This is a genomic window from Curtobacterium pusillum, assembly GCF_007680845.1.
GTDB classification, from domain to species: Bacteria; Actinomycetota; Actinomycetes; order Actinomycetales; family Microbacteriaceae; genus Curtobacterium; species Curtobacterium pusillum_B.
The window spans coordinates 506,158-528,714 of record NZ_VEIY01000002.1 but is presented as its reverse complement, the minus strand read 5'-3'; the positions used below and the strand labels follow the sequence as shown (position 1 = coordinate 528,714).

Below are 22,557 nucleotides of genomic sequence, written 5' to 3'. Positions count from 1 at the left end.
CGTTACCTTTCTGACGGCCTGGAGGCCGTGGTGACGTTCGTCGCGGTGGACGCGACCACAGGTGGTCCGGACCAGAGCACGCGGCTGGCTCCGCGCCTCCAGACCGGGGTCGAGGTGTCGAGTCCGGTCAGATGTCCAAGAAACGGACGTCCTTCGCGTTCTGCTGGATGAACTGGCGACGCGACTCGACGTCTTCGCCCATGAGCGTCGCGAACACGCTGTCCACAGCGGCGGCGTCCTCGAGCGTGACCTGCAGGAGCGTCCGGGTGTCCGGGTTCATCGTGGTGTCCCACAGCTCCTTGTAGTCCATCTCGCCCAGACCCTTGTAGCGCTGGATCCCGTTGTCCTTCGGGATGCGCTTGCCGGCGGCGAGGCCGGCTTCCATCAGGGCGTCGCGTTCTCGGTCGCTGAACACGTACTCGTGCGCCGCGTTCGACCACTTCAGGCGGTACAGCGGCGGCTGCGCGAGGTACACGTAGCCGCGCTCGATGAGCGGCCGCATGTAGCGGAACAGCAGCGTGAGCAGCAGCGTCGTGATGTGCTGGCCGTCGACGTCGGCATCGGCCATCAGCACGATCTTGTGGTACCGGGCCTTGTCCGGGTCGAAGTCCTCACCGATGCCGGCGCCGAACGCCGTGATCATCGACTGGATCTCCTGGTTGGCGAGGGCCCGGTCGAGCCGCGCCTTCTCGACGTTGAGGATCTTGCCGCGCAGCGGCAGGATCGCCTGCGTCATCGGGTTACGGCCCTGCACGGCGGAACCGCCGGCGGAGTCACCCTCGACCATGAAGATCTCGGAGACCGTCGGGTCCTTCGACTGGCAGTCCTTGAGCTTGCCGGGCATGCCGCCCGACTCGAGGAGGCCCTTGCGGCGGGTGGTCTCGCGCGCCTTGCGGGCGGCGAGGCGGGCCTGCGAGGCCTGGATCGCCTTGCGGACGACGTCGCGGGCCTGGGTCGGGTTGCTCTCGAACCAGTGCGTGAGCTCGGTGCCGACGACGCGCTGGACGAAGCCCTTGGCCTCGGTGTTGCCGAGCTTGGTCTTCGTCTGGCCCTCGAACTGCGGCTCGCCGAGCTTCACCGAGATGACGGCCGTCAGCCCTTCGCGGATGTCGTCACCCGTGAGGTTGTCGTCCTTCTCCTTGATGATCTTCGCCTCACGCGCGTACTTGTTCACCAAGTACGTGAGCGCGGCGCGGAAGCCCTCTTCGTGGGTCCCGCCTTCGTGCGTGTTGATCGTGTTCGCGAAGGTGTGGACGCTCTCCTGGTAGGAGGTGTTCCACTGCATCGCGACCTCGAGCGCGATCTTGCGCTCCGGGTCCTCGGCCTCGAAGCCGATGACGTCCGGGTGCACCAGGTCGGCCTTCTTCTGGGCGTTGAGGTACTCGACGTAGTCGGCGAGGCCGCGCTCGTAGAGGAAGGAGTCCTTGCGGGACTCTTCGCCTTCGTCCGGGGTGCGCTCGTCCTGCAGCGTGATCCGGAGGCCCTTGTTGAGGAAGGCCATCTGCTGGAACCGTGTGCGGAGGGTCTCGTAGTCGAAGACGACGGTCTCGAAGATCTCGGCGTTCGGCCAGAACGTGATCGTCGTGCCGTGCTCGTCGGACGGTTCGTCCTTCGACAGCGGCGCGACGGGGACGCCGTCGGTGTAGCTCTGCCGCCAGACGTGGCCCTGCTGGCGGACCTCCACGTCGAGCTCGGAGCTCAGCGCGTTGACCACCGACGAACCGACGCCGTGCAGGCCGCCGGACACCGCGTAGGCGCCGCCGCCGAACTTGCCGCCGGCGTGGAGGACGGTGAGGACCACCTGCACGGTCGAGACGCCTTCGGCAGCGTGGATGCCGACGGGGATGCCGCGGCCGTTGTCGACCACGCGGACGCCGCCGTCTTCGCGGATGGTGACGTTGATGGTGTCGCAGTAGCCGGCGAGGGCTTCGTCGACGGAGTTGTCGACGATCTCCTGGACGAGGTGGTGCAGACCACGCGGCCCGGTCGACCCGATGTACATGCCCGGACGCTTCCGGACGGCTTCGAGCCCCTCGAGCACCTGGATCTGGTCTGCGCCGTACGCCGGTTCGGTCTGCGGGGTCTGCTCGCCGGACGAGTTCTGTCGGTCGTCGTCAGATCCTGATGCCATGTCGAGAGTGCTCCTGCCTGCGCGCGGAACACCCGCGCACTGCACCTCCCAGTCTACCTCAGGACCCCCTCGTCCGAGGGCGGAATCCGCCCGTGGACGGCCTTTTTTCGTCCTCCAGGACGATTTCGTCGGCTCACCCGTAAGTGTCGCGAGGACCGCGCCCCTGGACCGTCCTGGGACCGCGTTTCCAGGTGGGGGCGTCGGGGCCGGAAACCCGGATCGATTGCACACCCGCTCCTGGGTGCCGTTCGGCGATGGTCGTCGTGATGGTGCTGCGCATCAGTCGGAGTTGCGTCGCCCAGGCCGTCGAGTCGCACCGGATGACGAGGGCGCCGTCATCGATGGTCATCGGCCGGGAGTGCTTCGCGAGCTCGTCGCCCACCACCGAGGGCCAGTCGACGAACAGCTCGGACCGGGCGAGCGGTTCGGCCCAGCCGAGCTCCTGGGTGAGGGAGCCGACGACGTCGCCGAGTCCCTGGGGCTCGCGGCCACGGCCGTAGGGGACCGAGTCGACGTCGAGTCCGTTCACCCGTCGACGTCGGGCGTCGACGCCGCGCTTCGACGGGTCGCCGAAGACCGCGCGGAGGTGGCGGTACACCCGCGAGGGCTCGGTCGGCTTCCAGGGCTTCGGCATCAGGCGCTCGTCCCCGCACCGTCGGCGGTGGCGGTGGCGGCGGCGGCGGTGGCGGCTGCGGCGGTGGCGGCTGCGGTGGCGGCGGCGGCGGCGGTGGCGGCGGCGGCGGTGGCGTCGGCGTCGGCGTCGGCGTCGGCGGAACCAGGTTCCGGACTCAGCACCGCGTCGTTGCCCGGTTCCGTGTCCGGAACCTGGTTCGCATCGTCGGGCAGGATCGTCCCCGCCTCGATCCGGACGGTGTGCGCCGCCAGCTGTGCGGGCACGTCACCGAACACCGCTGCGGTGATGAGCACCTGCTCGTAGTCCGCGACCGCTCCGGCCAGCCGTTCGCGTCGGGATTCGTCGAGTTCGGCGAACACGTCGTCGAGGATGATGATCGGGTCGCCGAGGCTCGACTCCGCCCGGAGGATCGACGCACTTGCGAGCTGGATCGCCAGCGCGAAGGACCACGACTCCCCGTGACTCGCGTAGCCACGGGCGGGTAACCCGTTCAGCTGGAAGAGCACGTCGTCCCGGTGGGGTCCGACGAGGGTCAACCCGCGGTCGAGTTCGTCCCGCCGCCGTCGCTCCAGCGCAGCGCGGAACGCATCGGCAGCCGACGCGATGGTGACCGGCTCGTCCGGCGTCCCGAGGACGGGATCGGTCGCGGCCGCGTCCTCCGGGTCGCCCCCGCGCACGCTCAGGACGCCGGCGATCGACGCCTCGTGCCGTTCGCCGGCGACGGTCGCGTACGCCTCGGCGACGAACGGAGCGAGCCGCCGGGTGAGGTGGTCGCGGGCGGCGATGATCTCGGCGCCGAAGGCCACGAGTCGGTCGTCCCAGACGCCGAGCGTCGCGAGCGACCCCGCCTTCGCACCCGTCGCCCGAGCCGACTTCAGCAGCGTGTTCCGCTGCCGGAGCGTGCGGTCGTAGTCGGCGAGGACGCCCTGCATACGGGGAGCGATCTGTCCGAGGAGCTCGTCGAGCATCCGTCGTCGGCCGGCCGGTTCACCACGCACGAGCGCGAGGTCCTCGGGGGCGAACAGCACGCTCGTGCAGTAGCGCGGCAGTTCACGTGGCTTGATCGCCGAACGGTTGACCTGCGCCCGGTTCGATCCGGTGCGGTTGATCTGCACCTCAGCGAGGATGCTGCGGTCCTCGTGCGAGAGGCGGGCTCGGACGACCGCCGCGTCACAACCCTGACGGACGAGCGCGGCGTCGGTCGGCACCCGGTGCGACCCGAGTGTGGACAGGTAGCCGATCGCCTCGACCAGGTTGGTCTTGCCCTGTCCGTTCCGTCCGACGAACAGGTTCGGCCCGCGTGCGAGGTCGACCTCGGCCTCCCGGTAGTTCCGGAAGTCCGTGAGTTGCAGGTGGTCGACGTGCACGCGGGCCGTGGCCGGGTTGCCCCGGTTGGACTACGCCTTCTTGACGGCGTGGCCGCCGAACTGGTTGCGGAGCGCCGCGACGGCCTTCATCGTCGGGGACTCGCTGCCCTGACGCGAGACGAAGCGGGCGAACATCGCCGCGGAGAGCGCGGGCATCGGCACCGCGAGCTCGATCGCCTCTTCGAGGGTCCAGCGCCCCTCACCCGAGTCGTCGACGTAGCCCTCGAGCTCGTCGAGCTTCGGGTCCTCGTTGATCGCGAGGACGAGGAGGTCGAGCAGCCAGGAGCGGACGACCGTGCCACGCTGCCACCCGGCGAAGACCGCGGGCACGTCGTGGATGATGTCCTTGGCCTCGAGGAGCTCGTAGCCCTCGCCGTAGGCCTGCATGATCGCGTACTCGATGCCGTTGTGGACCATCTTCGCGTAGTGACCGGCGCCGATGCCGCCGGCGTGCGAGAAGCCCTCGCCGCGCGGGCCCTCGGGGCGGAGCGCGTCGAAGACCGGCATGGCGAACTCGATGTCCTTGACGTCACCGCCGACCATGAGGCCGTAGCCGTTGTCCTTGCCCCAGACACCGCCGGAGACGCCGGCATCGACGTAGCGGATGCCCTTGGCACCGAGCTGCTCGGCGTGCTTCGTGTCGTCGAGCCACTTCGAGTTGCCGCCGTCGATGACGAGGTCACCTTCGCCGAGGACGTTCGCGAGCTCGGTGATCACGTCGTCGGTGATCTTGCCGTGCGGGACCATCACCCACACGAGCTTCTGTCCCTCGGGCAGCGCCGCGGCGAGCTCCGCGAGGCTGGCGACGTCCGAGACGGCGGGGTTCGCGTCGTAGCCCGTGACGTCGATGCCTGCGTTGCGGAGACGGGCACGCATGTTGTTGCCCATGCGACCGAGGCCGACAAGACCGATGTGCATGATTTCCTCTTCTGTTCGTCGTCGCGCTGATGCTTCGTTCGCGCGTCAGCGCAGTGTTCGGCTGTTGCGCTTACCGCAGCAGGAGATTGGGCTGCAGCAGGTACCGGTATCCGTCCGTGGCCGGTGCCTCCTGCGAGGTCTGACCGGTGATGAGCACCGGCCCCGGCTTGTTGGGGTTCTCCGTCTTGGTGAAGGAGATCCGGACGAACTCGGAGTGCACCGCGTTCAACCCGTCCAGGAGGAAGGCGGGCTTCAGCGAGACCACCGTTTCCTCCCCGGTCAGCAACGCACTGATCGACTCTGACGCCTGCGCTTGTTCGGAACCGATCGCTTCGAGCGTGAGCCCGTCGACCGTGAAGGAGAACCGGAGCGCCGCTTCGCGCTCCAGGACGAGGGAGACCCGTCGGACCGCTTCGACGAGTTCCGCGGTGTTGATCACCGCGTGGTCCTCGACGGTCTCGGGGAAGAGCCGGCGGACCGGCGGGTAGTTGCCCTTGATGAGCAGGGAGGTGACGGTCTTGTCGTCGGCGTGGAAGGCGATGAGTTCGCGGTCCGACGAGCCGCTGATCGACACCGACACCGTGGAGGCCGAGCCGAACGTGCGGCCGACTTCCTGCAGGGTGCGCGCGGGCACGAGTGCGTGGAGCGGCTCCGAACCGACCCGGCCCGAGTCCCACGCGATCGTCCGGACTGCGACGCGGTAGCGGTCGGTCGCGATCAGGGACAGGTCGTTGTCGCCGACCTCGAGCTGCACGCCGGTGATCACCGGGGTGACGTCGTCGCGGCTGGCGGCGACGGCGACCTGCGACACGGCTTCGGAGAACGAGTCACCGGGGATGACGCCGGTCTGCGCACCGATCTCGGGGAGCGTCGGGTACTCCTCGACCGGCATCGACAGCAGCGTGAAGTGCGCCGAGCCGCAGGAGACCGAGATCTTGGAGTCCTCGGTGGTGAAGGTCACCGGAGCGTTCGGGAGTCGACTCGCGATGTCGTTGAGGAGCCGGCCGGAGACGAGGACCGTGCCCTGCTCGTCGATCTGTGCGGTGATCGACGTCTGCGCCGAGACCTCGTAGTCGAACGAGGAGAGCGTGAGCCGCTCGCCGTCGGCGTGGATGAGGACGCCCGAGAGGATCGGGAGGGTCGTGCGCTGTGGGAGGAGCTTCACCGCGAAGGAGACGGCTTCGGAGAAGACGTCCCGGTTGACCTCGAACTTCACAGCTGGAACCCCTGTCGATCGGTTGGACTGTCCGGCCGCCCCATTGTGGCACAGCCCGGCGGAGCCCGGATTTCTTGTCATCCCGCCGTCCACAAGGTTGGCCCGCTGAGATCAATCGTTAACCAGGAGTAATGGTGTTAACGCCTGTGCACACTGTGGATAACCCTGTGCATGCCGCTCGGCGACTGGGAACTACAACCGTGTGAGTTGTTGGCGGCCTGTTGACGGCATCTGGATGAAGGAACCTCATCTATCCACTTCCATCCCCAGTTTCCACAGTTGCCCCGCGCGCTGTGAACAACCGGGCGGCGTGTCCTCCACAGTTATCCACAGGCTATCCACACTGTGAGAACTCCGGCGCATGGAACCGTCTCAGATGGTGGATGCACGCGGAAACGGGCCGATCCCGAGGGGTCGACCCGTTCCTCCAGTCCGTCACGGACGCGACGCGCGCGACGCGCGACGCCGACGAGCGTGCTCAGCGGTACCGGCGGTCCTGCTTGATCCGGCTGGTGAGCTCGGTGACCTGGTTGTAGATGGACCGACGCTCCTTCATGAGCTCGGTGATCTTCTTGTTCGCGTACATCACGGTGGTGTGGTCGCGGTTCCCGAAGAGCTGCCCGATCTTCGGCAGCGACAGGCTCGTCAGCTCCCGGCAGAGGTACATCGCGATCTGCCGGGCGGTGGCGATCGCCTGCGACCGGGACGACCCGTAGAGGTCGTCGACCGAGAGCTTGAAGTACTCCGCGGTGTGGTTGATGATGTCGGTCGGCGCGACCACGTTGTCGTCGTCGAGGGTGATGAGGTCCTTGAGGACCGTCTGCACCAGGGCCATGTCGACGGCCGTCCGGTTCAGGCTCGCGAACGCGGTGACGCGGATGAGCGTCCCCTCGAGCTCACGGATGTTGCTCGAGACCTTCGACGCCATGAACTCGAGGATGTCGTCGGGCACCTGCAGGTGGTCGGACTGCGCCTTCTTGCGGAGGATCGCGATGCGCGTCTCGAGTTCCGGTGCCTGGACGTCGGTGATGAGACCCCACTCGAAGCGGGACCGCATCCGGTCCTCGAACCCGGTGAGGTGCTTCGGCGCGACGTCCGACGTGATGACGACCTGCTTGTTGTGGTCGTGCAGCGTGTTGAACGTGTGGAAGAACGCCTCTTGGGTGGAGTCCTTGCCCTGGAGGAACTGGATGTCGTCGATCAGCAGGATGTCGATGTCGCGGTACCGCTGCTGGAACTGGTTCGACCGGTTGTTCGCGATCGAGTTGATGAAGTCGTTCGTGAACTCCTCGCTGGACACGTACCGCACCCGGATCCCCGGGTAGAGGCTTTCTGCGTAGTGGCCGATCGCGTGCAGGAGGTGGGTCTTCCCCAGACCGGAGTCGCCGTAGATGAACAGCGGGTTGTAGGCCTTCGCGGGGGCTTCGGCGACGGCGACGGCCGCGGCGTGCGCGAACCGGTTCGACGAGCCGATGACGAAGTTGTCGAAGTTGTACTTCGGGTTGAGCCGGGACTCGGGGCGACCGCTGGTGCCCGGGGAGTCGATCTGGCTCGGGACGAACGGCGCCTCGATGTACTGGCGCGGCGCCGCGCTCTGCTCGACCGCTCCCTGCACCGGCTCCGCGTACTCGGGGACGTGGCTCGGGACCGGAGCGTCGACCCGCGGCTCGGAGGCCATGTCCGGGTTGACCGTGATCGCGAAGTTGGCCACGGCGTCGTCGCCGATCCGGGAGACGGCCTCGGTGATGGGGATGCGGATGCGCTGCTCGAGCATGCCGCGGGTGAGGTCGTTGGGGACCTCGAGGTAGAGCGTGCCGGCGAGGACGCCCTTCGGCTCGACCAGGTTGAGGAAGCCGTGGAGCTGCGGCGTGATGCGGTCGTCCTCCGAGAGGAGTCCGAGGACGGATGACCAGAGGTCTTCGACGGGGTCGGCCGGCATCGTCATGTCGCGCTCGTCTCCTGGTCTCGTGTCGTGCCACGGTGTTCCGTGGGCGCGCTGTGCTGCGTGCGTGGTGCTCGCCCGGCGGTGCCGGGACAGCGTCGACCGCAGGATCGTCCTGGCGGGTCGCAGGTGTCCGGGTGGCTTCTTCGACGGTCCGGACCACGTGTCGTCCCGCGTGGTGGTCCACAGGGTTGTCCACAGTCGGTTCACGACCGCCGAACGGTGCACGACAGGGAGACTTCCCCGTCCTGTCGGGCCGCAGGCCGATCGATCACACCACTGTAAAGGACCAGGGCGCGTCGTACCGAACGCACGTTTTCCCCAATGTGGATAATGAACGTGCGCCCACCGGCTGTGATCGGGGTGGGCGCACCGCGTTTGACCTGCTCGCCGCTGTCACGTACCGTTAACCAGTTGACTGCGGCCGTTGGGTCGCGCCCATCTGCGTCGTTCGGTACCGAGCGGCGACACATACGTGACGGCTCGCCGCGAGCAGCCGTGTGGAGATCATCATGAGCAAGCGCACCTTCCAGCCGAACAACCGCCGCCGCGCCAAGAAGCACGGCTTCCGTGCCCGCATGCGCACCCGCGCCGGCCGTGCCATCCTCGCCGCGCGTCGCGCCAAGGGCCGCACCGAGCTCAGCGCCTGATCGGCTCCCGTTCGGTCCCGTCCCGGCTCGGCACCCGGTAGCGATCGTGTTGGCCCGCGCCAACCGCATCGTCCGGGGTGACGACTACCGGTCCGTCGTGCGTCGTGGTCGCAAGAGCGCCACGGCGCACGTCGTCGTGTCGGTGGTCCACCGCGCGGCCGGACCGACCCGGTTCGGCTTCATCGTCGCCAAGACGGTTGGCAACGCGGTGACGCGGAACCTCGTCCGGCGCCGGCTCAAGGCGATCGCGCACGGACTGCTCGTCGAGATCCCGGACGGGTACGACGTCGTGGTCCGCGCACTGCCAGCCGCCGCGCAGGCCGGGTGGCCTACCCTGCTCGAAGACGTCTCGCGCTCCTGTGCGCGTGGTGTGGAGAAGGCAGCATGAACCGCAACCTCTGGACCCGGCTCGCCTGGGTCGTCGCGTTGCTCCCGCGCAACGTGTGCGTCGTCGTGCTGCGCGCCTACCGGGCCGTGATCTCGCCGCTGTACGGCAACGTCTGCCGGTACCACCCCTCGTGCTCGCGGTACGCCCTCGAAGCGATCCAGCAGTACGGGGTCATCCGTGGTTCGGCGATGGGCGCGTGGCGCATCGCACGGTGCAACCCGTGGGCGGCCGGCGGCATCGACGACGTCCGCGAACGCCGCCGCCCCTACGACGTCAACCGGTTCGGCTTCGTGCTCGCGCCGACCCAGCAGCAGTCGCAGCACCCGGGTGGGTCCGCCCTCCCGGTCCTGCTCCCCCAGCGCACTCGAAAGGCGTGACCGTCCCCATGGACCTCGGATTCATCGGAACCATCCTCTGGCCGCTCAAGTGGGTGGTCTCGGCCATCCTCGTCGGCTTCCACTGGGTGTTCGAGAGCATCGGGATGGACCCCGGCGCGGGGATCACCTGGGTCCTCTCGATCATCTTCCTGACGTTCGTGGTCCGTGCCGCGCTCATCCCGATCTTCGTGCGCCAGATCAAGTCACAGCGCCGCATGCTCGAGGTCGCGCCGCAGCTGAAGAAGATCCAGGACAAGTACAAGGGCAAGAAGGACCAGTTCTCGCGTGAGGCGATGAGCCGCGAGACCATGGCCCTCTACAAGGAGACCGGGACCAACCCGCTGAGCTCCTGCCTCCCGCTGCTCATCCAGATGCCGATCTTCTTCTCGCTGTACTCGGTGCTGCACGAGGCGCAGATCAACAAGACCGGCATCGGCCTGCTCACGAACGACCTCGCGGCGTCCTTCGGCAACGCGTCGCTCTTCGGCGCCCCGCTGCACGAGACGTTCACGAACGCGTCCGGCTGGGAGGTCCGCGTCATCGCGGGCTTCATGATCGTCGTGATGACGGTGTCGCAGTTCATCACCCAGCTGCAGCTCGTCGCGAAGAACATGTCCCCGGAGACCAAGGCGTCCCCGATGTACCGCCAGCAGCGGATGATGCTCTACGTCCTCCCGCTGGTCTTCATCATCTCCGGCCTCTCCTTCCCGCTCGGCGTCATGTTCTACTGGCTCGCGTCGAACGTCTGGACGATGGCCCAGCAGTACTTCGTCATCCGCAGCATGCCGACCCCGGGGTCGGAAGCCGCCCTCGCACGTGAGGTCCGACTCGCCAAGAAGGCACAGCGACGCGGCACGGCGACGCCGGTGCTCGCAGAGGCCGGCGCGGGAGCGGGCGCTGCCGAGATCGAGGCCGTGCGGGTGACCACGCAGCGTCAGCAGCCGGTGGGCAAGAACCGCGCCAAGAAGAACGGGAAGAAGTAAGTGAGCGAGCAGGACATCGTCGACGCCGTGGAGACCCCGGTCGAGACCGAGGACGTCGAGACCGGAGCCCGCGACGAAGCGGACATCGCGGCGGACTACATCGAAGAGCTCCTCGACATCTGCGACCTCGACGGTGACATCGAGATCGAGGAGCGTGGGGGCCGCGTGTACCTCTCCGTCACGGACGAGGGCGATGCCCTGCGCGTGCTCTCGAAGCCCGACACGGTCTCTGCCCTGCAGGAACTCACCCGCATCGCCGTCCAGGCCGAGACGGGCGAGTTCAGCCGCCTGATCCTCGACGTCGGCGGCTCGCGGGATGCTCGCGCGTCGGAACTCCAGCGACTGGTCGACACCGCTGTCGAGCGGATCGAAGCGGGCTCGACGTCCGCTGCGCTCCCGCCGATGTCGTCCTACGAGCGCAAGCTCGTGCACGACCTGGTCGCCGAGAAGGGCTTCCACTCGGAGTCCGAGGGTGAGGGTCGGGACCGCCACACGGTCGTCACCCGATGACGGAGCCCGACGCGCCGGTCCTCGAGACGGAGCCGGCCGCCGCTGCCGTGCTCTTCGGTGACCGGATCGATGTCGCGCGCTCGTTCACCGGCGAGCTCGCTCGCCGGGGCGAAGAGCTCGGGCTGATCGGACCCCTGGAGCTGCCGCGCCTTTGGACGCGACATATCCTCAATTCTGCAGTCCTGGCACCCCTCCTGGAGGAACGGGGCCGGGTCGCGGACGTCGGGTCCGGTGCGGGACTCCCCGGGCTGGTCCTGGCCATCGCACGTCCGGACGTGCAGCTCACGCTCATCGAGCCGATGGAGCGACGGGTGGAGTGGCTCACCGCCGAGGCGGCGCGGCTCGGTCTCGACAACGTCCAGGTGGTCCGTGCGCGCGCCGAGGACGTCGCCGACAGCATCGTCGTCGACCAGGTGACCGCTCGCGCGGTGAGTGCGCTGTCGAAGCTCATCCCCCTCACCGTGCCGCTCGTCCGCTCGGGCGGGCAGTTGATCCTCATGAAGGGCGCTCGGGTCGACGAGGAGATCGAGAAGGCCCGGAAGGTCATCCTCCGGAACCACCTGGCCGACGTCGAGGTCCTCGAGCTCGGAGTCGGTGTGGTCGAGGAGACCACCCGGGTGTTCCGGGCTACAGTTGACTGACGCTGCGGCTCAGGCTGGTTCGACCGGCCGCCAGTGGCTCCGCGTTCCACGTGAAACACCGAACCGGGGAAGAGGCACTCGTTGAGTTCATCGACCGACTACGACGCGTCCACACCGCTCGCTCGCGAGATCGCCGACCTCAACCGGCGCCGGCGTGCGATCGCGACGCAGCAGTTCCCGCTGCCGCCGAAGACCCGAGTCTTCACGGTGTCGAACCAGAAGGGTGGCGTCGGGAAGACGACCACCACCGTGAACCTCGCTGCGGCACTCGCCCACGGTGGCGCGCGCGTGCTCGTGATCGACCTCGACCCGCAGGGCAACGCGTCGACCGCGCTCGGCGTGAACCACCAGGCCGAGGTGGCGAGCATCTACGACGTCATCGTGGACGAAGCGCCGATCGCGGACACCGTGCAGCGCTCCCCCGAGTCGGACACGCTGTGGTGCGTGCCGGCGACGATCCACCTGGCGGGAGCCGAGATCGAGCTCGTGTCGCTCGTGGCTCGTGAGCAGCGGCTACGGACGGCGCTGGACCAGTACCTCGAATCGCTCGACGAGCCGTACCACTACGTCTTCATCGACTGCCCGCCGTCCCTCGGTCTGCTGACGATCAACGCCTTCGTCGCGGCGCAGGAAGTGCTCATCCCGATCCAGTGCGAGTACTACGCGCTGGAGGGCCTCAGCCAGCTCCTGCGCAACATCGAGCTCATCGAACGGCACCTCAACCCGAACCTGCAGGTGTCGACGATCCTGCTCACCATGTACGACAGCCGGACGAACCTCTCGAACCAGGTCGCCGCGGACGTGCGGGAGCACTTCGGCGGGCAGGTGCTCAACGCGGTCATCCCCCGATCCGTCCGGGTCAGCGAGGCACCGAGCTACGGCCAGAGCGTGGTCGCGTACGACGTCAACTCCACCGGCTCGCTCTCCTACCTGGAAGCAGCGGCCGAGATCGCAGCACGAGGAGCGCAGGACTGATGGCACCCAAGCGAACGGGACTCGGCCGGGGCATCGGAGCCCTCATCCCCACGGCGACCGAGCAGCAGGACCGCCCGGTCGACGTCTTCTTCCCGACCGGCGGATCGCCCGCCTCGGCACCCGGCGGGGACGGCGGCACCGCCGAGGACCTCATCGCCGTACCCGGTGCACGGCTCGCGAACCTCAACCCGCTCGACGTCGTCCCGAACGGACAGCAGCCGCGCAAGGAGTTCCGCGAGGAAGAGCTCCAGGAGCTGGTGCACTCGATCCGCGAGATCGGTGTCCTGCAGCCGATCGTGGTCCGCCCGATCACGGGAGCGACCGGAACCGAGCCGCAGTACGAGCTCATCATGGGTGAGCGCCGGCTCCGGGCCACGAAGGAGCTCGGGCTCAGCACGATCCCGGCCATCGTCAAGGACACCCCCGATGACGCCATGCTCCGCGACGCGCTGTTGGAGAACCTGCACCGTGCGCAGCTGAACCCGCTTGAGGAGGCCTCGGCCTACCAACAGCTCCTCGCTGACTTCGGGATCACCCAGGAGCAGCTCGCCCAGCGCATCGGCCGCTCGCGGCCGCAGATCACCAACACGATCCGACTGCTGCGCCTCCCCTCCCCCGTGCAGCGTCGAGTCGCTGCCGGGGTGCTGTCCGCCGGTCACGCTCGCGCCATCCTCGCGGCGCCGGATGCCGAGGCGATGGAGTACCTCGCCGAGAAGATCGTCAACGAGGACCTGTCCGTCCGCGCGGCTGAGGCGATCGCGCAGCAGCTCTCCGCGAAGCTCCCGGTCAAGCCGAAGCCGGAGCCGTCGAAGCGACAGGCGCACTTCAACGACCTGGCCGAGCGTCTCGGGGATCGTCTCAACACGCGGGTGAAGATCGCCGTGGGGGCTCGCAAGAGCTCGGTCACGATCGACTTCGCCAACGGCGACGATCTGAACCGGATCCTCGCCGAGCTGGGCGTGGAGGACGTCGCTAACTGAGCCCTCGGCCCCGCCGGGCTCCCGCAGCCCCTGTGCGCCTCTGTGACGTCGGTTAACGGGCCCATGTGGAGCGGGCGACGGACGCTGGGTTTTCGCCGTTCAGCCGCCAACCTCGGCTGCAGTCCCGATCAGCACGGACCGGCAACCGGACCGTTTCACGTGGAACTTCGGCGGCGTTCCACGTGGAACACCGCTCGGAGCTTCCACAGCCCGACAGCGGCGAAGACCGGCTTGATGAAGAGCATCTCGCCGAGGCGGTAGTCGTCGGCGCGAACGAGGAGCCGGCCGAGGTCGGGCCGCTGTCGGCGGAGGTACACGCGTGCCTTCTCGGCGTACAGGCCGTTCGAGGCGAAGGCCACCCAGCGCGCATCGCCGAGCAGTGGAACCACGTTCCGGACGTTCTCCCAGGTGGACGTACTCTCGGACTCGACGAGCACCGGGCCCGACCAGCCCAGCGAGCCCCTGAGATATCCGGCGAGCAGCTCGGCCTCAGGTAAGGTCCCGTGCGCCGCTCCCCCGCTGCAGATGATCGTGGCGGAGGCTCCGCGCCTCTCGGCCTCGCGTGCCGTTCGCACCGCGATGCGCGCACGCCACCGATTGACCACGTTGATCCGGTCTCCACGATTCTGGAACCCGAGGACGACCACCGCACCGGGTGCCCTGGGGGCTCGCGGCAGCTGGCGTTCGCGTCGCGCGGCGTGGGCGTGCACGGCCTCACCCCAGGCGACGATCGCCGCCGTCACGCCCAGTACCCCTGCTCCGGTGGCGATCGTCCCCCAGAAGGCGCCCGATGTTCCACGTGGAACGACGCGGCGCACCGGACGGGTCACGCGCGGTGGTCGCGGATGGCCTGCTCGGCGAGTTCGGCGTAGGTCCAGCCGAGGTCGAATCCGGAAGCCGACAGGGCTTGCGGCACCAACGAGGTCTCCGTGAGCCCCGGGAGGACGTTCGCTTCGAGGAACCACGGCGTCCCAGCGCCATCGATGATGAGGTCGACGCGCGAGATGTGGCGGAGCCCGAGCGCTCGGTGAGCTGCGATGGCGGCGTCCGAGGCTGCCGCGGCGAAGTCGTCGGACAGTCGTGCCGGCGTGTAGAACGTGGTCTCGCCGGCGTTGTACCGCGCTTCGAAGCCGTAGATCCCGCTCCGGGGGACGATCTCCACGGCGGCGAGTGCCACCGGGCCGTCGCCCGTGTCGATGATCCCCACGGCCACCTCGGTCCCGCGGATGAGCTGCTCCACCACCACGTCGTCGCAGTACGTGTACGCGGTGACCATGGCGCGCGGGAGGTCGTTGACGTCGTCGACCAGGGTGACCCCCTGCGCACTGCCGCCGCGCGCGGGCTTCACGGCCAGCGGGACCGGGTGCTCGACCGCGATGCTCTCCAGGACGCCGACGGCACCGAGCTCACGGAACACGTCGTGCGACAGCGTGACCGACCGTGGTGTCCGCACGCCGGCGCGCGCGACCAGCGCGGACGCGGTGGGCTTGTCCCAGGCCAACCGGGCCGACGTGGAACGTGAGCCGACGAACGGGATGTCCAGCGCCTCCAGGATGCCCCGCAGGGCACCGTCCTCACCCGAGGCTCCGTGGAGTGCCGGCCACACGACGTCGGGGCGGGTCTCGCGGAGGGTCGGGAGGAGGGATGCGTCAGCATCCCGCAGGTCGACCTGCCAGCCGTACCCGGTGAGGGAGTCGGCGACCCGACGGCCGGACCGCAGGCTGACGTCACGCTCGTGGGAGATCCCTCCGGCGACGACGACGACGTGACGACGGGTGAGCTCGGCCATGCGAGGAGACCTCCGGGGTGCGGTTCTGCGACGGAAAGTGCTGGTCAGGAGATGTTCGGGGGCGGCGCGCTCACCGACGACGCCGAACGGACCACGGAGCTCGGTGCGGTCGTCGGACCGAACGTCTCGATGAGCTCGAGCTCGTCGTTCACCACGTTCGCGAGGCGCTTGATGCCCACGCGGATCTGCTCCGGCGTCGGGTAGCAGAACGAGAGCCGGATGTGTCCGCCGCCGCGTCCGTCGGCGTAGAAGGCCGTGCCCGGCGTGTACGCGACGAGTTCCTTGACCGCGCGGGGAAGCATCGCCTTCGAGTCGAGCGACTCCGGCAGGGTGAGCCAGACGAAGAACCCGCCGTTGGGCTTCGTCCAGGAGAGGTCGGGGAGGAACTCCCCCAGGGCCGACATCATCGCGTCACGTCGTTCGGCGTAGAGGCCGCGGAAGGTGTCGACCTGGCCCTTCCAGTCGGCGGCGTCGAGGTAGGCGTTGACGACGTACTGGCCGAAGGAGTTCGGTGCCAGGACGGCCGACTCGTTCGCGAGGACGAGCTTCTCGCGGATGGCGTGCGGTGCGAGCGCCCACCCGACCCGGAAGCCGGGCGCGAGGGTCTTCGAGAACGAGCCGAGGTACACGACCCCTTCCTCGTCGATCGACCGGATCGCCTGCGGCGCCGGCTCGTCGAACCAGAGGAGCCCGTACGGGTTGTCCTCGAGCACCAGGATGTTGTTCGATCGGCAGATGTCGAGGATCTCGATGCGGCGCTCGCGACTGAGTGTGACGCCGGCGGGGTTGTGGAAGTTCGGGATCGTGTAGAGGAACTTGATCCGCTTCCCCTGGGTCCGCAGGTTCGCGATGGCTTCGCGGAGTGCTTCGGGCACCAGGCCGTTCTCGTCCGTCGTCACGTGGACCGTCTCGGCCTGGTACGAACGGAACACACCGATCGCGCCGACGTAGGACGGCGACTCGGCCAGCACGACGTCGCCCGGATCGATGAAGAGCCGCGTCACGAGGTCGAGCGCGTGCTGCGACCCGGTGGTGACGACGACGTCCTCGGCGCTGGCACGGATGCCCTCGAGGCTCATGATCTCGACGATGTGCTCCCGCAGGGACCGCAGACCCTGTCCGCCGCCGTACTGCAGCGCCATGGCGGCGTCCTGGGCCATCACGCGGTCGAGGGACCCCGTGACGAGCTCACGGGGCAGCGCGGAGACGTACGGCATGCCGCCGGCGAGCGAGACCACCTCGGGCCGGGAGGCGACGGCGAACAGGGCTCGGACCTCGGAGGCGCTCAGCCCGGCGGTGCGCTGGGCGTAGGAGTCGTACCAGGGGTCGAGGCTGTTGCCGTTCGTCATCAGTGCTCCGTTTCAGTGGGACATTCCCGCCACACTACGACATCGACTCGGGGAACCCGGGCTCCACGACGGGGCCGATCCGGAAGCAGTGGCCCGGAACGACGAACGGCCCCGCACCCGGTGGGGTGCGGGGCCGTCCGTCGGGGGTGGTCCTACGCGAGGAACTCCGCGAGGTCGGCCTCGAGGGCCGGCTTCGGCTTGGCGCCGATGACGGTCTTCACGACCTCGCCGCCCTTGAACACCTTCATCGCCGGGATGGACGTGATCTGGTAGTTCATGGCCGACTGCGGGTTGTCGTCGACGTTGAGCTTGACGATCTCGATCTTGTCAGCGTGCTCCGACGCGATCTGGTCGAGGATCGGCGAGACGGCGCGACACGGGCCGCACCACTCAGCCCAGAAGTCGACGAGGATCGTCTTGTCGGACTTCAGGACCTCGTCCGAGAAGGTGGCGTCGGTGACTGCCTTGGCGTTGGACATGTGTGCTCCTTCGAGAAGTCGTTCGGTGGGTACAACGGCTGGACCGTCGGTGTATTCCGCGGGTGTCAGGCGCTCGCGGTCGCGGCGGCGGTGACGTCGATCATCGCGGGCTCGGTCGGCGTGCGACCCTCGGCCTGGTCCACGAGCGCGTCGTCGAGTTCAGCGAGGTACTTCTCGGCGTCGAGCGCCGCGACCGTGCCCGAACCGGCGGCCGTGATGGCCTGACGGTAGGTGGGGTCGATGACGTCACCAGCGGCGAAGACACCGGGCAGGTTCGTCCTCGACGTGCGGCCCTGGACGGCGATCGTGCCCTCGGGTGCGATGTCGATCTGGCCGTGGATGAGGTGCGTGCGCGGGTCGTTGCCGATCGCGATGAACAGGCCGTCGAGGGCGAGTTCGCTCTCGGTGCCGTCGACCGTGTCGCGGAGGGTCACGCCGGTGACCGCGGAGTCACCCGTGATGCCGGTGACCTCCTTGTTCCACGCGAACTCGATCTTCGGGTCGTTCATCGCGCGGTCCTGCATGATCTTCGACGCGCGCAGGCTGTCCTTGCGGTGGATGACCGTCACCTTGTCGGCGAAGCGGGTGAGGAACGTCGCCTCTTCCATCGCGGAGTCGCCACCGCCGACGACGGCGATGTTCTTCTGGCGGAAGAAGAAGCCGTCGCACGTCGCGCACCAGGAGACGCCGTGGCCGGACAGGCGCTCTTCGTCGGCGAGGCCGAGGTGGCGGTAGGCCGAACCGGTCGCGTAGATGACCGCGAGGGCCTCGTACGTCTCGCCGGAACCGACGGTGACCTTCTTGACGTCACCGGTGAGGTCGACGGAGACGGCGTCGTCGTACAGGACCTCGGCGCCGAACTTCTCGGCCTGTTCCTGCATCTTGATCATGAGGTCCGGGCCCTGGATCCCCTCGGGGAAGCCCGGGAAGTTCTCGACCTCGGTCGTCTTGGTGAGCTCGCCGCCGGTCTCGACGCTGGACGCGACGATGAGCGGCTTGAGCTCGGCCCGCGCGGCGTAGATGCCGGCGGTGAACCCGGCCGGGCCGGAACCGATGATGATGAGCTGGCGCATGCCTGGTGCCCTTCCGTAGATCGCTGACCGGGTCAACACATGCTACCGGCGTGGCATTCCGCGGGACCCGGGAGTGCGGTCGGTGTCAGCGTCCGAGACGGCGACGGAGGATGTCGACCGCGCCCCGGATCTCGCCGTTCTTCGCCACGACCAGGGCGCCGAAGTACACGACCACCATGACCGATCCGGTGAGGGCGAGGGTGATCAGGGCACCGGTGACGTCGGCCATCGCGAAGCCGTCGGACGAGAAGGCACCGAAGAAGTTCGCGACGACGAGTCCGGCGACGCCGGCGATGAGTGCGGCGATGATGAACTGCACGTGCGAGCGGGTCACGATCGGGCCCTCGATGCCACTGAGACGCCGGCGCACGAGCACGAGGGCGACGATGGTCTGCGCCGACCCGGCGATCGTGGTGCAGACCGCGATCCCGACGCCGATGACGGATCCGGGCAGCATCGCGACGGACAGGGCGCCGATCACGAACAGGCCGGACTGCACGAGCTGCATGAGGAACGGCGTGCGGTGGTCGTGCATCGCCCAGAACACCCGCTGGATGATGAAGAGCATGCTGAACAGCACCAGACCGGGCATGTAGGCGACGAGCACGAGGGCCATCGCCTGCGTGTGGCCGAACTCGTTCTCCCAGATGCGGGCGAACGGCATCGCGGTGACGATGAGTGCGACCGAGGCGAACACGGTGAACAGGCCGACGATGCGGAGGGACAGCGACAGGTTGCGGCGCACGGCCGCGAGGTCGCCCGCTTCGGCGTCGTGGCTCATCCGGGTGAAGTACGCGGTCGCGATCGACACCGTGATGATCGAGTGCGGCAGCATGAACAGCAGCCAGGTCGTGCTGAGCGTCGCGTTGCCGGCACCGGTGGCGAGTGAGGCGACACGGGCCTGCACGACGCCGGCGAGCTGCGTGACGAGGATCATCGCGAAGAGCCAGCCGGCGGCGGTGCCCGTCGACTTCAGCCCGACGCCGCGCCAGCGGAAGTCCGGTCGGAAGACCAGGCCGGCACGCCGCCAGAAGAACGGCAGGAAGGCGGCCTGGGCGAGGACGCCGAGCGAGGCGCTCCCGGCGAGGACGGCGATCTTCAGCGGCGTCCAGTCGTCGGTCGAGGCGTTCACGCCGCGGCCGCCGAAGAGCGCGATGAACACGATGAGCCCGGCGATCGCGATGACGTTGTTGAGCAGCGGCGCCCAGGTGAAGGGACCGAAGACCTGCTTCGCGTTGAGGACCTCCCCCAGCAGCGAGTACATCGCGTAGAAGAGGATCTGAGGCAGGCACCAGAACGCGAACGCCACCGCGAGGTCCGTCGTCGAAGCGCTGAAGCCCTTGCCGCCGTCGCCGGCACTCTGGCTGTAGATGCGCACGAGGACGGGGGCCAGTGCCGTCGCGACGACGGTGATGACGAGGAACGCCGAACCGCCGAGCGTCACGATCTTGTTGACGTACGCCGTCCCGCCGTCGGTGTGCTGCTTCATCGAGCGCACGATCTGGGGGATGAGGACGGCGGAGAGCAGACCGCCGGCGATGAGTGCGTAGATGTTGTTCGGCAGCTGGTTCGAGATCGCGAAGGCGTTCGCGGCGTCGGAGCCGGTGTTGCCGATCGCGAACGCGAGCACGAAGGTCTTCGCGAAGCCGAGGACGCGCGAGACCATCGTCCCGGCAGCGAGCATCGCGCTCGCCCGGCCGAGGCCGCGTTCCGCGACGGGTTCGGCGTCGACGGACGGCTGGGGCTGGGTGGCGCTGACGGTGGGCTCCTCGGGCTCTGCGACCCGTTGCGGGTGGCGCGCGGTGTCGGCCTGGAGGCGCGGCGCGGGCCCGTCCTCGGTCGTCCCGGCGGCCAGGTGGTCGCCGCTGACGACCGGCTGGACCTCCAGGGGGCGGTTCGGGTCGTCGTCGTCGTCATCGTCGAGTTCGCCGTTCCGGCGACGGATCCGCTTGCGGATGCTGCGAAAGATGCCGAACCCGAAGATCGCCACGAGGGCGATCGCAGCGGCAGCGGTGATCACGGTCTCCCACTGCGCCTGCACGTTGAGCTCGACCGTGGACGGCGCGGCGATCTTGGTCCCGGTGGGACTGGTGAGCGAGAGGGTGAGGTTCACCTTGCCGTTCGCGACCGACTGCACGGGCACGGTCGTCCGGGTCGACGACTCGGCCTGCACCTTGACGACGATGTCGTTCCGGACGACGCGCAGGGCGGAGTTCGACGGCTGGACCGACAACCGGACGGTGACCGGGTACTTCGAGCTGTTCCGGATCGAGATCGGGAGCGAGGAGCGGTCGCCGAGGAGGGTGAGGCTGCTCGAGTCCGGGATGCTGACCTTCGACACGGTGTCCGACCAGTTGGCCACGCGCGCGTCGACGGCGTCCGCGAGGGCGTCGGGGTCCGACCGCCAGGCGTTCGAGGACAAGGCGAGGAGGCTGAGTCGTGCCGGTGCCGTGAGGTCGGTCGGGCTGTCCAGCGCCGAGGAGAACGCGGTGAGGTCCTGCTCGCCCGTGACGAGGCGCTCGAGGACGTCCGTCCGGGCGTCGCCGTTCGTCCCGGCCGTCAGGGAGAGCGAGCCCGCCGTGGCGGACGACGCCGTCGAGAGGTCGGACGGAGCGACCCAGGGGGTGCTCTCGATCGCGTCCAACGCCTGGCTGAGCCGCGCGGAGTCGGTCGGCCAGTCCCGCCCGAGGGTGAGGAGGATCGGCCCCTCGGCGGTGGCGGCGCGGGCGGAGGTCGCCAGGGTCGCGGTGAGCTCGGACATCGCCGTCGCCCAGTCCTGCTGGGTCGACGCGGTCGCGGCGGAACGGAGCAGCGACGACATCGACTCGTCGGACACCAGGACGTGCTCACCACCGATCTGCTCGGAGGCGGCGATCGTGCTGTCCGCGCCGGCGGAGGTGTTGCCGCTCGACACGATCGTCGTCGTGGAGCCGGCCTTGGCGAGCGCAGGGAGGTCGGCCGCGGTGACGGTGCCCTCGACCGGCCACGCGACACCGTCCACCGAGTACGGGAAGTCGAGCAGCGACTGCGTCGTCGGGAGGGTCGTCGGTTCGTCGGAGGTCCCCGGGTCGGTCGTGGGAGCGTCGGTCGGCGTCGAGGTGGCGCTCGCACCGGTCGTCGGCACGATCGCGTCCGTCGGGGTCGGCGTCGCCGTGGTGGCACCCGGGAAGTCGTCGGCGTCGACCTCTTGATCGAGGGAGATCGGCGACAGGATCCCGCTCGCACCGGCCTGGCGGAGGCCGGTGACGTCGGCGTCGGCGTAGGGCAGGGCGAAGGTCTCGTTGCGGAGCGACTCGAGACGGTCGAGCCACGCGGTGGCCGAGGAAGGGGCGTTCACGCCGAGGAGCCGGATCGAGGCGATGATCCGCGGGTCGATCGCGACCGCGACGTTGTGGTCCTCGGCGGCCAGGAGCTGCTGGGTGAGGGTGCCGTCGACGGCGGTCGCGGACGCGAGGACCCCGGCGTCGAGCACCCCGGCGCCGGTCTTCGGCATCGTGATGGGCATCGCCACGGACACGCTGACGGGGGTCTGGCCCGAGTCGGTGTCGGGGTACCAGGTGATCGCGGACCGGGCCACGGCGGTGGTGTCCCCCGCCGTGTACTCGGCGGCGATGCGGCGCGCGCCGAACGAGGAGTAGCCGCCGAGAGCGACGTTGCCGGACACGATCTTGACCGAGCCGAGCGTGACCGAGCGGTGCGCCGGGACGGCCGGGATGTCCACGGAGTCCATCGGGGCGCCGAGGTAACCCGTCGTGGTGGTGTCGGCGAGCCAGTCGGAGAGGACGTCCCGCGTGCTGACCGACCGGAAGATGTCGAGGTCGGCGGTGCCGGCCGGGACGTCCGAGTCGGTGTCGTTCGTCACCGTGATCGCGAGCTGGAGGTCGTCGTCGCGGCGGACGATCCCGCGGTCGGCCGGGGCGATCGAGATCGTCGTCTTCCCCGCTGCGGCGGCCGCGGGGTGGGCCACCCGTGTCTTCGTGGTGGCGGCCGTCGTGGCGTGGGCGCCGTCGGCTGCCAGGGGCGCGACGACGAGGCCGAGCGCGACGAGGGCCGACGCGGCGGCGGCGAGCGTGGTGCGGAGGATCTGCATGCTGGAAGGGCCACGGGATCGGTTCGGGCCGTTGACGAGTGTATGAGGCGCGACCATGGACGCTC

Annotated in this window: 20 protein-coding genes; 8 read left to right on the top strand and 12 right to left on the bottom strand. The window is 68.8% G+C overall.

What is annotated here, in order from left to right; all coding sequences use genetic code 11:
• Positions 1 to 127: 127 nt before the first annotated feature.
• From gyrB to dnaA, 6 genes are all read right to left on the bottom strand, one after another.
• On the bottom strand, positions 128 to 2,131 hold the full coding sequence (gene gyrB / locus FS825_RS06965) for a DNA topoisomerase (ATP-hydrolyzing) subunit B (protein ID WP_144711728.1): 2,004 nt from the start codon (positions 2,129 to 2,131) through the stop codon (positions 128 to 130).
• A gap of 133 nt (positions 2,132 to 2,264) precedes the next feature.
• On the bottom strand, positions 2,265 to 2,765 hold the full coding sequence (locus FS825_RS06960; protein ID WP_144711727.1) for a DciA family protein: 501 nt from the start codon (positions 2,763 to 2,765) through the stop codon (positions 2,265 to 2,267).
• Positions 2,765 to 4,132, bottom strand: coding sequence for a DNA replication/repair protein RecF (gene recF / locus FS825_RS06955; protein ID WP_260981056.1), 1,368 nt, complete (start codon positions 4,130 to 4,132; stop codon positions 2,765 to 2,767). Before recF ends, FS825_RS06960 begins: the two co-directional genes overlap by 1 nt.
• Before the next feature lie 30 nt (positions 4,133 to 4,162).
• Positions 4,163 to 5,050, bottom strand: a complete 888-nt coding sequence (gene gnd, locus FS825_RS06950; protein ID WP_144711726.1) for a phosphogluconate dehydrogenase (NAD(+)-dependent, decarboxylating) — start codon at positions 5,048 to 5,050, stop codon at positions 4,163 to 4,165.
• Positions 5,051 to 5,120: 70 nt separating this feature from the next.
• The gene (gene dnaN, locus FS825_RS06945; RefSeq protein WP_144711725.1) at positions 5,121 to 6,266 is read right to left on the bottom strand and encodes a DNA polymerase III subunit beta; all 1,146 of its coding nucleotides are present in this window, start codon (positions 6,264 to 6,266) and stop codon (positions 5,121 to 5,123) included.
• Between the two features lie 478 nt (positions 6,267 to 6,744).
• The gene (gene dnaA, locus FS825_RS06940; protein WP_144711724.1) at positions 6,745 to 8,211 is read right to left on the bottom strand and encodes a chromosomal replication initiator protein DnaA; all 1,467 of its coding nucleotides are present in this window, start codon (positions 8,209 to 8,211) and stop codon (positions 6,745 to 6,747) included.
• A gap of 509 nt (positions 8,212 to 8,720) precedes the next feature.
• Between dnaA and rpmH the strand changes: the two genes are divergently transcribed.
• From rpmH to FS825_RS06900, 8 genes are all read left to right on the top strand, one after another.
• Entirely contained in the window at positions 8,721 to 8,858 is a 138-nt protein-coding gene (gene rpmH, locus FS825_RS06935; protein ID WP_058724833.1) for a 50S ribosomal protein L34, read from the top strand.
• Between the two features lie 46 nt (positions 8,859 to 8,904).
• Positions 8,905 to 9,246, top strand: coding sequence for a ribonuclease P protein component (rnpA, locus tag FS825_RS06930; RefSeq protein ID WP_144711723.1), 342 nt, complete (start codon positions 8,905 to 8,907; stop codon positions 9,244 to 9,246).
• Positions 9,243 to 9,623: a membrane protein insertion efficiency factor YidD gene (yidD, locus tag FS825_RS06925; RefSeq protein ID WP_144711722.1), complete on the top strand. Its 381-nt coding sequence runs from the start codon at positions 9,243 to 9,245 to the stop codon at positions 9,621 to 9,623. Before rnpA ends, yidD begins: the two co-directional genes overlap by 4 nt.
• An 8-nt stretch (positions 9,624 to 9,631) precedes the next feature.
• A complete protein-coding gene (gene yidC, locus FS825_RS06920; protein WP_144711721.1) occupies positions 9,632 to 10,606 on the top strand; it encodes a membrane protein insertase YidC in 975 nt (324 codons plus the stop codon).
• Complete coding sequence (locus tag FS825_RS06915; protein ID WP_186377107.1) at positions 10,607 to 11,116, top strand: Jag family protein; 510 nt, start codon at positions 10,607 to 10,609, stop codon at positions 11,114 to 11,116.
• The gene (gene rsmG, locus FS825_RS06910; protein WP_144711720.1) at positions 11,113 to 11,757 is read left to right on the top strand and encodes a 16S rRNA (guanine(527)-N(7))-methyltransferase RsmG; all 645 of its coding nucleotides are present in this window, start codon (positions 11,113 to 11,115) and stop codon (positions 11,755 to 11,757) included. The genes FS825_RS06915 and rsmG overlap by 4 nt, the downstream gene beginning before the upstream one ends.
• An 81-nt stretch (positions 11,758 to 11,838) precedes the next feature.
• On the top strand, positions 11,839 to 12,732 hold the full coding sequence (locus FS825_RS06905) for a ParA family protein (RefSeq protein WP_144711719.1): 894 nt from the start codon (positions 11,839 to 11,841) through the stop codon (positions 12,730 to 12,732).
• Positions 12,732 to 13,712: a ParB/RepB/Spo0J family partition protein gene (locus FS825_RS06900; RefSeq protein WP_144711718.1), complete on the top strand. Its 981-nt coding sequence runs from the start codon at positions 12,732 to 12,734 to the stop codon at positions 13,710 to 13,712. The genes FS825_RS06905 and FS825_RS06900 overlap by 1 nt, the downstream gene beginning before the upstream one ends.
• 155 nt (positions 13,713 to 13,867) lie before the next feature.
• Here the strand turns inward: FS825_RS06900 and FS825_RS06895 are convergent, their stop codons facing one another.
• From FS825_RS06895 to FS825_RS06870, 6 genes are all read right to left on the bottom strand, one after another.
• Entirely contained in the window at positions 13,868 to 14,455 is a 588-nt protein-coding gene (locus tag FS825_RS06895; RefSeq protein WP_186377106.1) for a YdcF family protein, read from the bottom strand.
• A gap of 83 nt (positions 14,456 to 14,538) precedes the next feature.
• Complete coding sequence (locus FS825_RS06890) at positions 14,539 to 15,501, bottom strand: D-alanine--D-alanine ligase family protein (protein WP_144711716.1); 963 nt, start codon at positions 15,499 to 15,501, stop codon at positions 14,539 to 14,541.
• 44 nt (positions 15,502 to 15,545) lie between these two features.
• The gene (locus FS825_RS06885; RefSeq protein ID WP_144711715.1) at positions 15,546 to 16,850 is read right to left on the bottom strand and encodes an aminotransferase-like domain-containing protein; all 1,305 of its coding nucleotides are present in this window, start codon (positions 16,848 to 16,850) and stop codon (positions 15,546 to 15,548) included.
• Between the two features lie 152 nt (positions 16,851 to 17,002).
• Entirely contained in the window at positions 17,003 to 17,329 is a 327-nt protein-coding gene (gene trxA, locus FS825_RS06880; RefSeq protein WP_144711714.1) for a thioredoxin, read from the bottom strand.
• A gap of 65 nt (positions 17,330 to 17,394) precedes the next feature.
• Positions 17,395 to 18,402 carry a thioredoxin-disulfide reductase gene (gene trxB / locus FS825_RS06875; RefSeq protein ID WP_144711713.1) on the bottom strand — a complete coding sequence of 336 codons (1,008 nt, stop codon included), beginning with the start codon at positions 18,400 to 18,402 and terminating at the stop codon, positions 17,395 to 17,397.
• Between the two features lie 85 nt (positions 18,403 to 18,487).
• Complete coding sequence (locus tag FS825_RS06870) at positions 18,488 to 22,492, bottom strand: DUF6049 family protein (RefSeq protein WP_144711712.1); 4,005 nt, start codon at positions 22,490 to 22,492, stop codon at positions 18,488 to 18,490.
• Positions 22,493 to 22,557: the final 65 nt, after the last annotated feature.

Excerpts from the sequence above, each read along its gene's own strand:
- gyrB (WP_144711728.1), bottom strand. The coding sequence starts at position 2,131 with ATGGCATCAGGATCTGACGACGACCGACAGAACTCGTCCGGCGAGCAG.
- FS825_RS06960 (WP_144711727.1), bottom strand. The coding sequence starts at position 2,765 with ATGCCGAAGCCCTGGAAGCCGACCGAGCCCTCGCGGGTGTACCGCCAC.
- gnd (WP_144711726.1), bottom strand. The coding sequence starts at position 5,050 with ATGCACATCGGTCTTGTCGGCCTCGGTCGCATGGGCAACAACATGCGT.
- dnaA (WP_144711724.1), bottom strand. The coding sequence starts at position 8,211 with ATGACGATGCCGGCCGACCCCGTCGAAGACCTCTGGTCATCCGTCCTC.
- rpmH (WP_058724833.1), top strand. The coding sequence starts at position 8,721 with ATGAGCAAGCGCACCTTCCAGCCGAACAACCGCCGCCGCGCCAAGAAG.
- yidD (WP_144711722.1), top strand. The coding sequence starts at position 9,243 with ATGAACCGCAACCTCTGGACCCGGCTCGCCTGGGTCGTCGCGTTGCTC.
- yidC (WP_144711721.1), top strand. The coding sequence starts at position 9,632 with ATGGACCTCGGATTCATCGGAACCATCCTCTGGCCGCTCAAGTGGGTG.
- rsmG (WP_144711720.1), top strand. The coding sequence starts at position 11,113 with ATGACGGAGCCCGACGCGCCGGTCCTCGAGACGGAGCCGGCCGCCGCT.
- FS825_RS06900 (WP_144711718.1), top strand. The coding sequence starts at position 12,732 with ATGGCACCCAAGCGAACGGGACTCGGCCGGGGCATCGGAGCCCTCATC.
- FS825_RS06890 (WP_144711716.1), bottom strand. The coding sequence starts at position 15,501 with ATGGCCGAGCTCACCCGTCGTCACGTCGTCGTCGTCGCCGGAGGGATC.
- FS825_RS06885 (WP_144711715.1), bottom strand. The coding sequence starts at position 16,850 with ATGACGAACGGCAACAGCCTCGACCCCTGGTACGACTCCTACGCCCAG.
- trxA (WP_144711714.1), bottom strand. The coding sequence starts at position 17,329 with ATGTCCAACGCCAAGGCAGTCACCGACGCCACCTTCTCGGACGAGGTC.
- trxB (WP_144711713.1), bottom strand. The coding sequence starts at position 18,402 with ATGCGCCAGCTCATCATCATCGGTTCCGGCCCGGCCGGGTTCACCGCC.
- FS825_RS06870 (WP_144711712.1), bottom strand. The coding sequence starts at position 22,492 with ATGCAGATCCTCCGCACCACGCTCGCCGCCGCCGCGTCGGCCCTCGTC.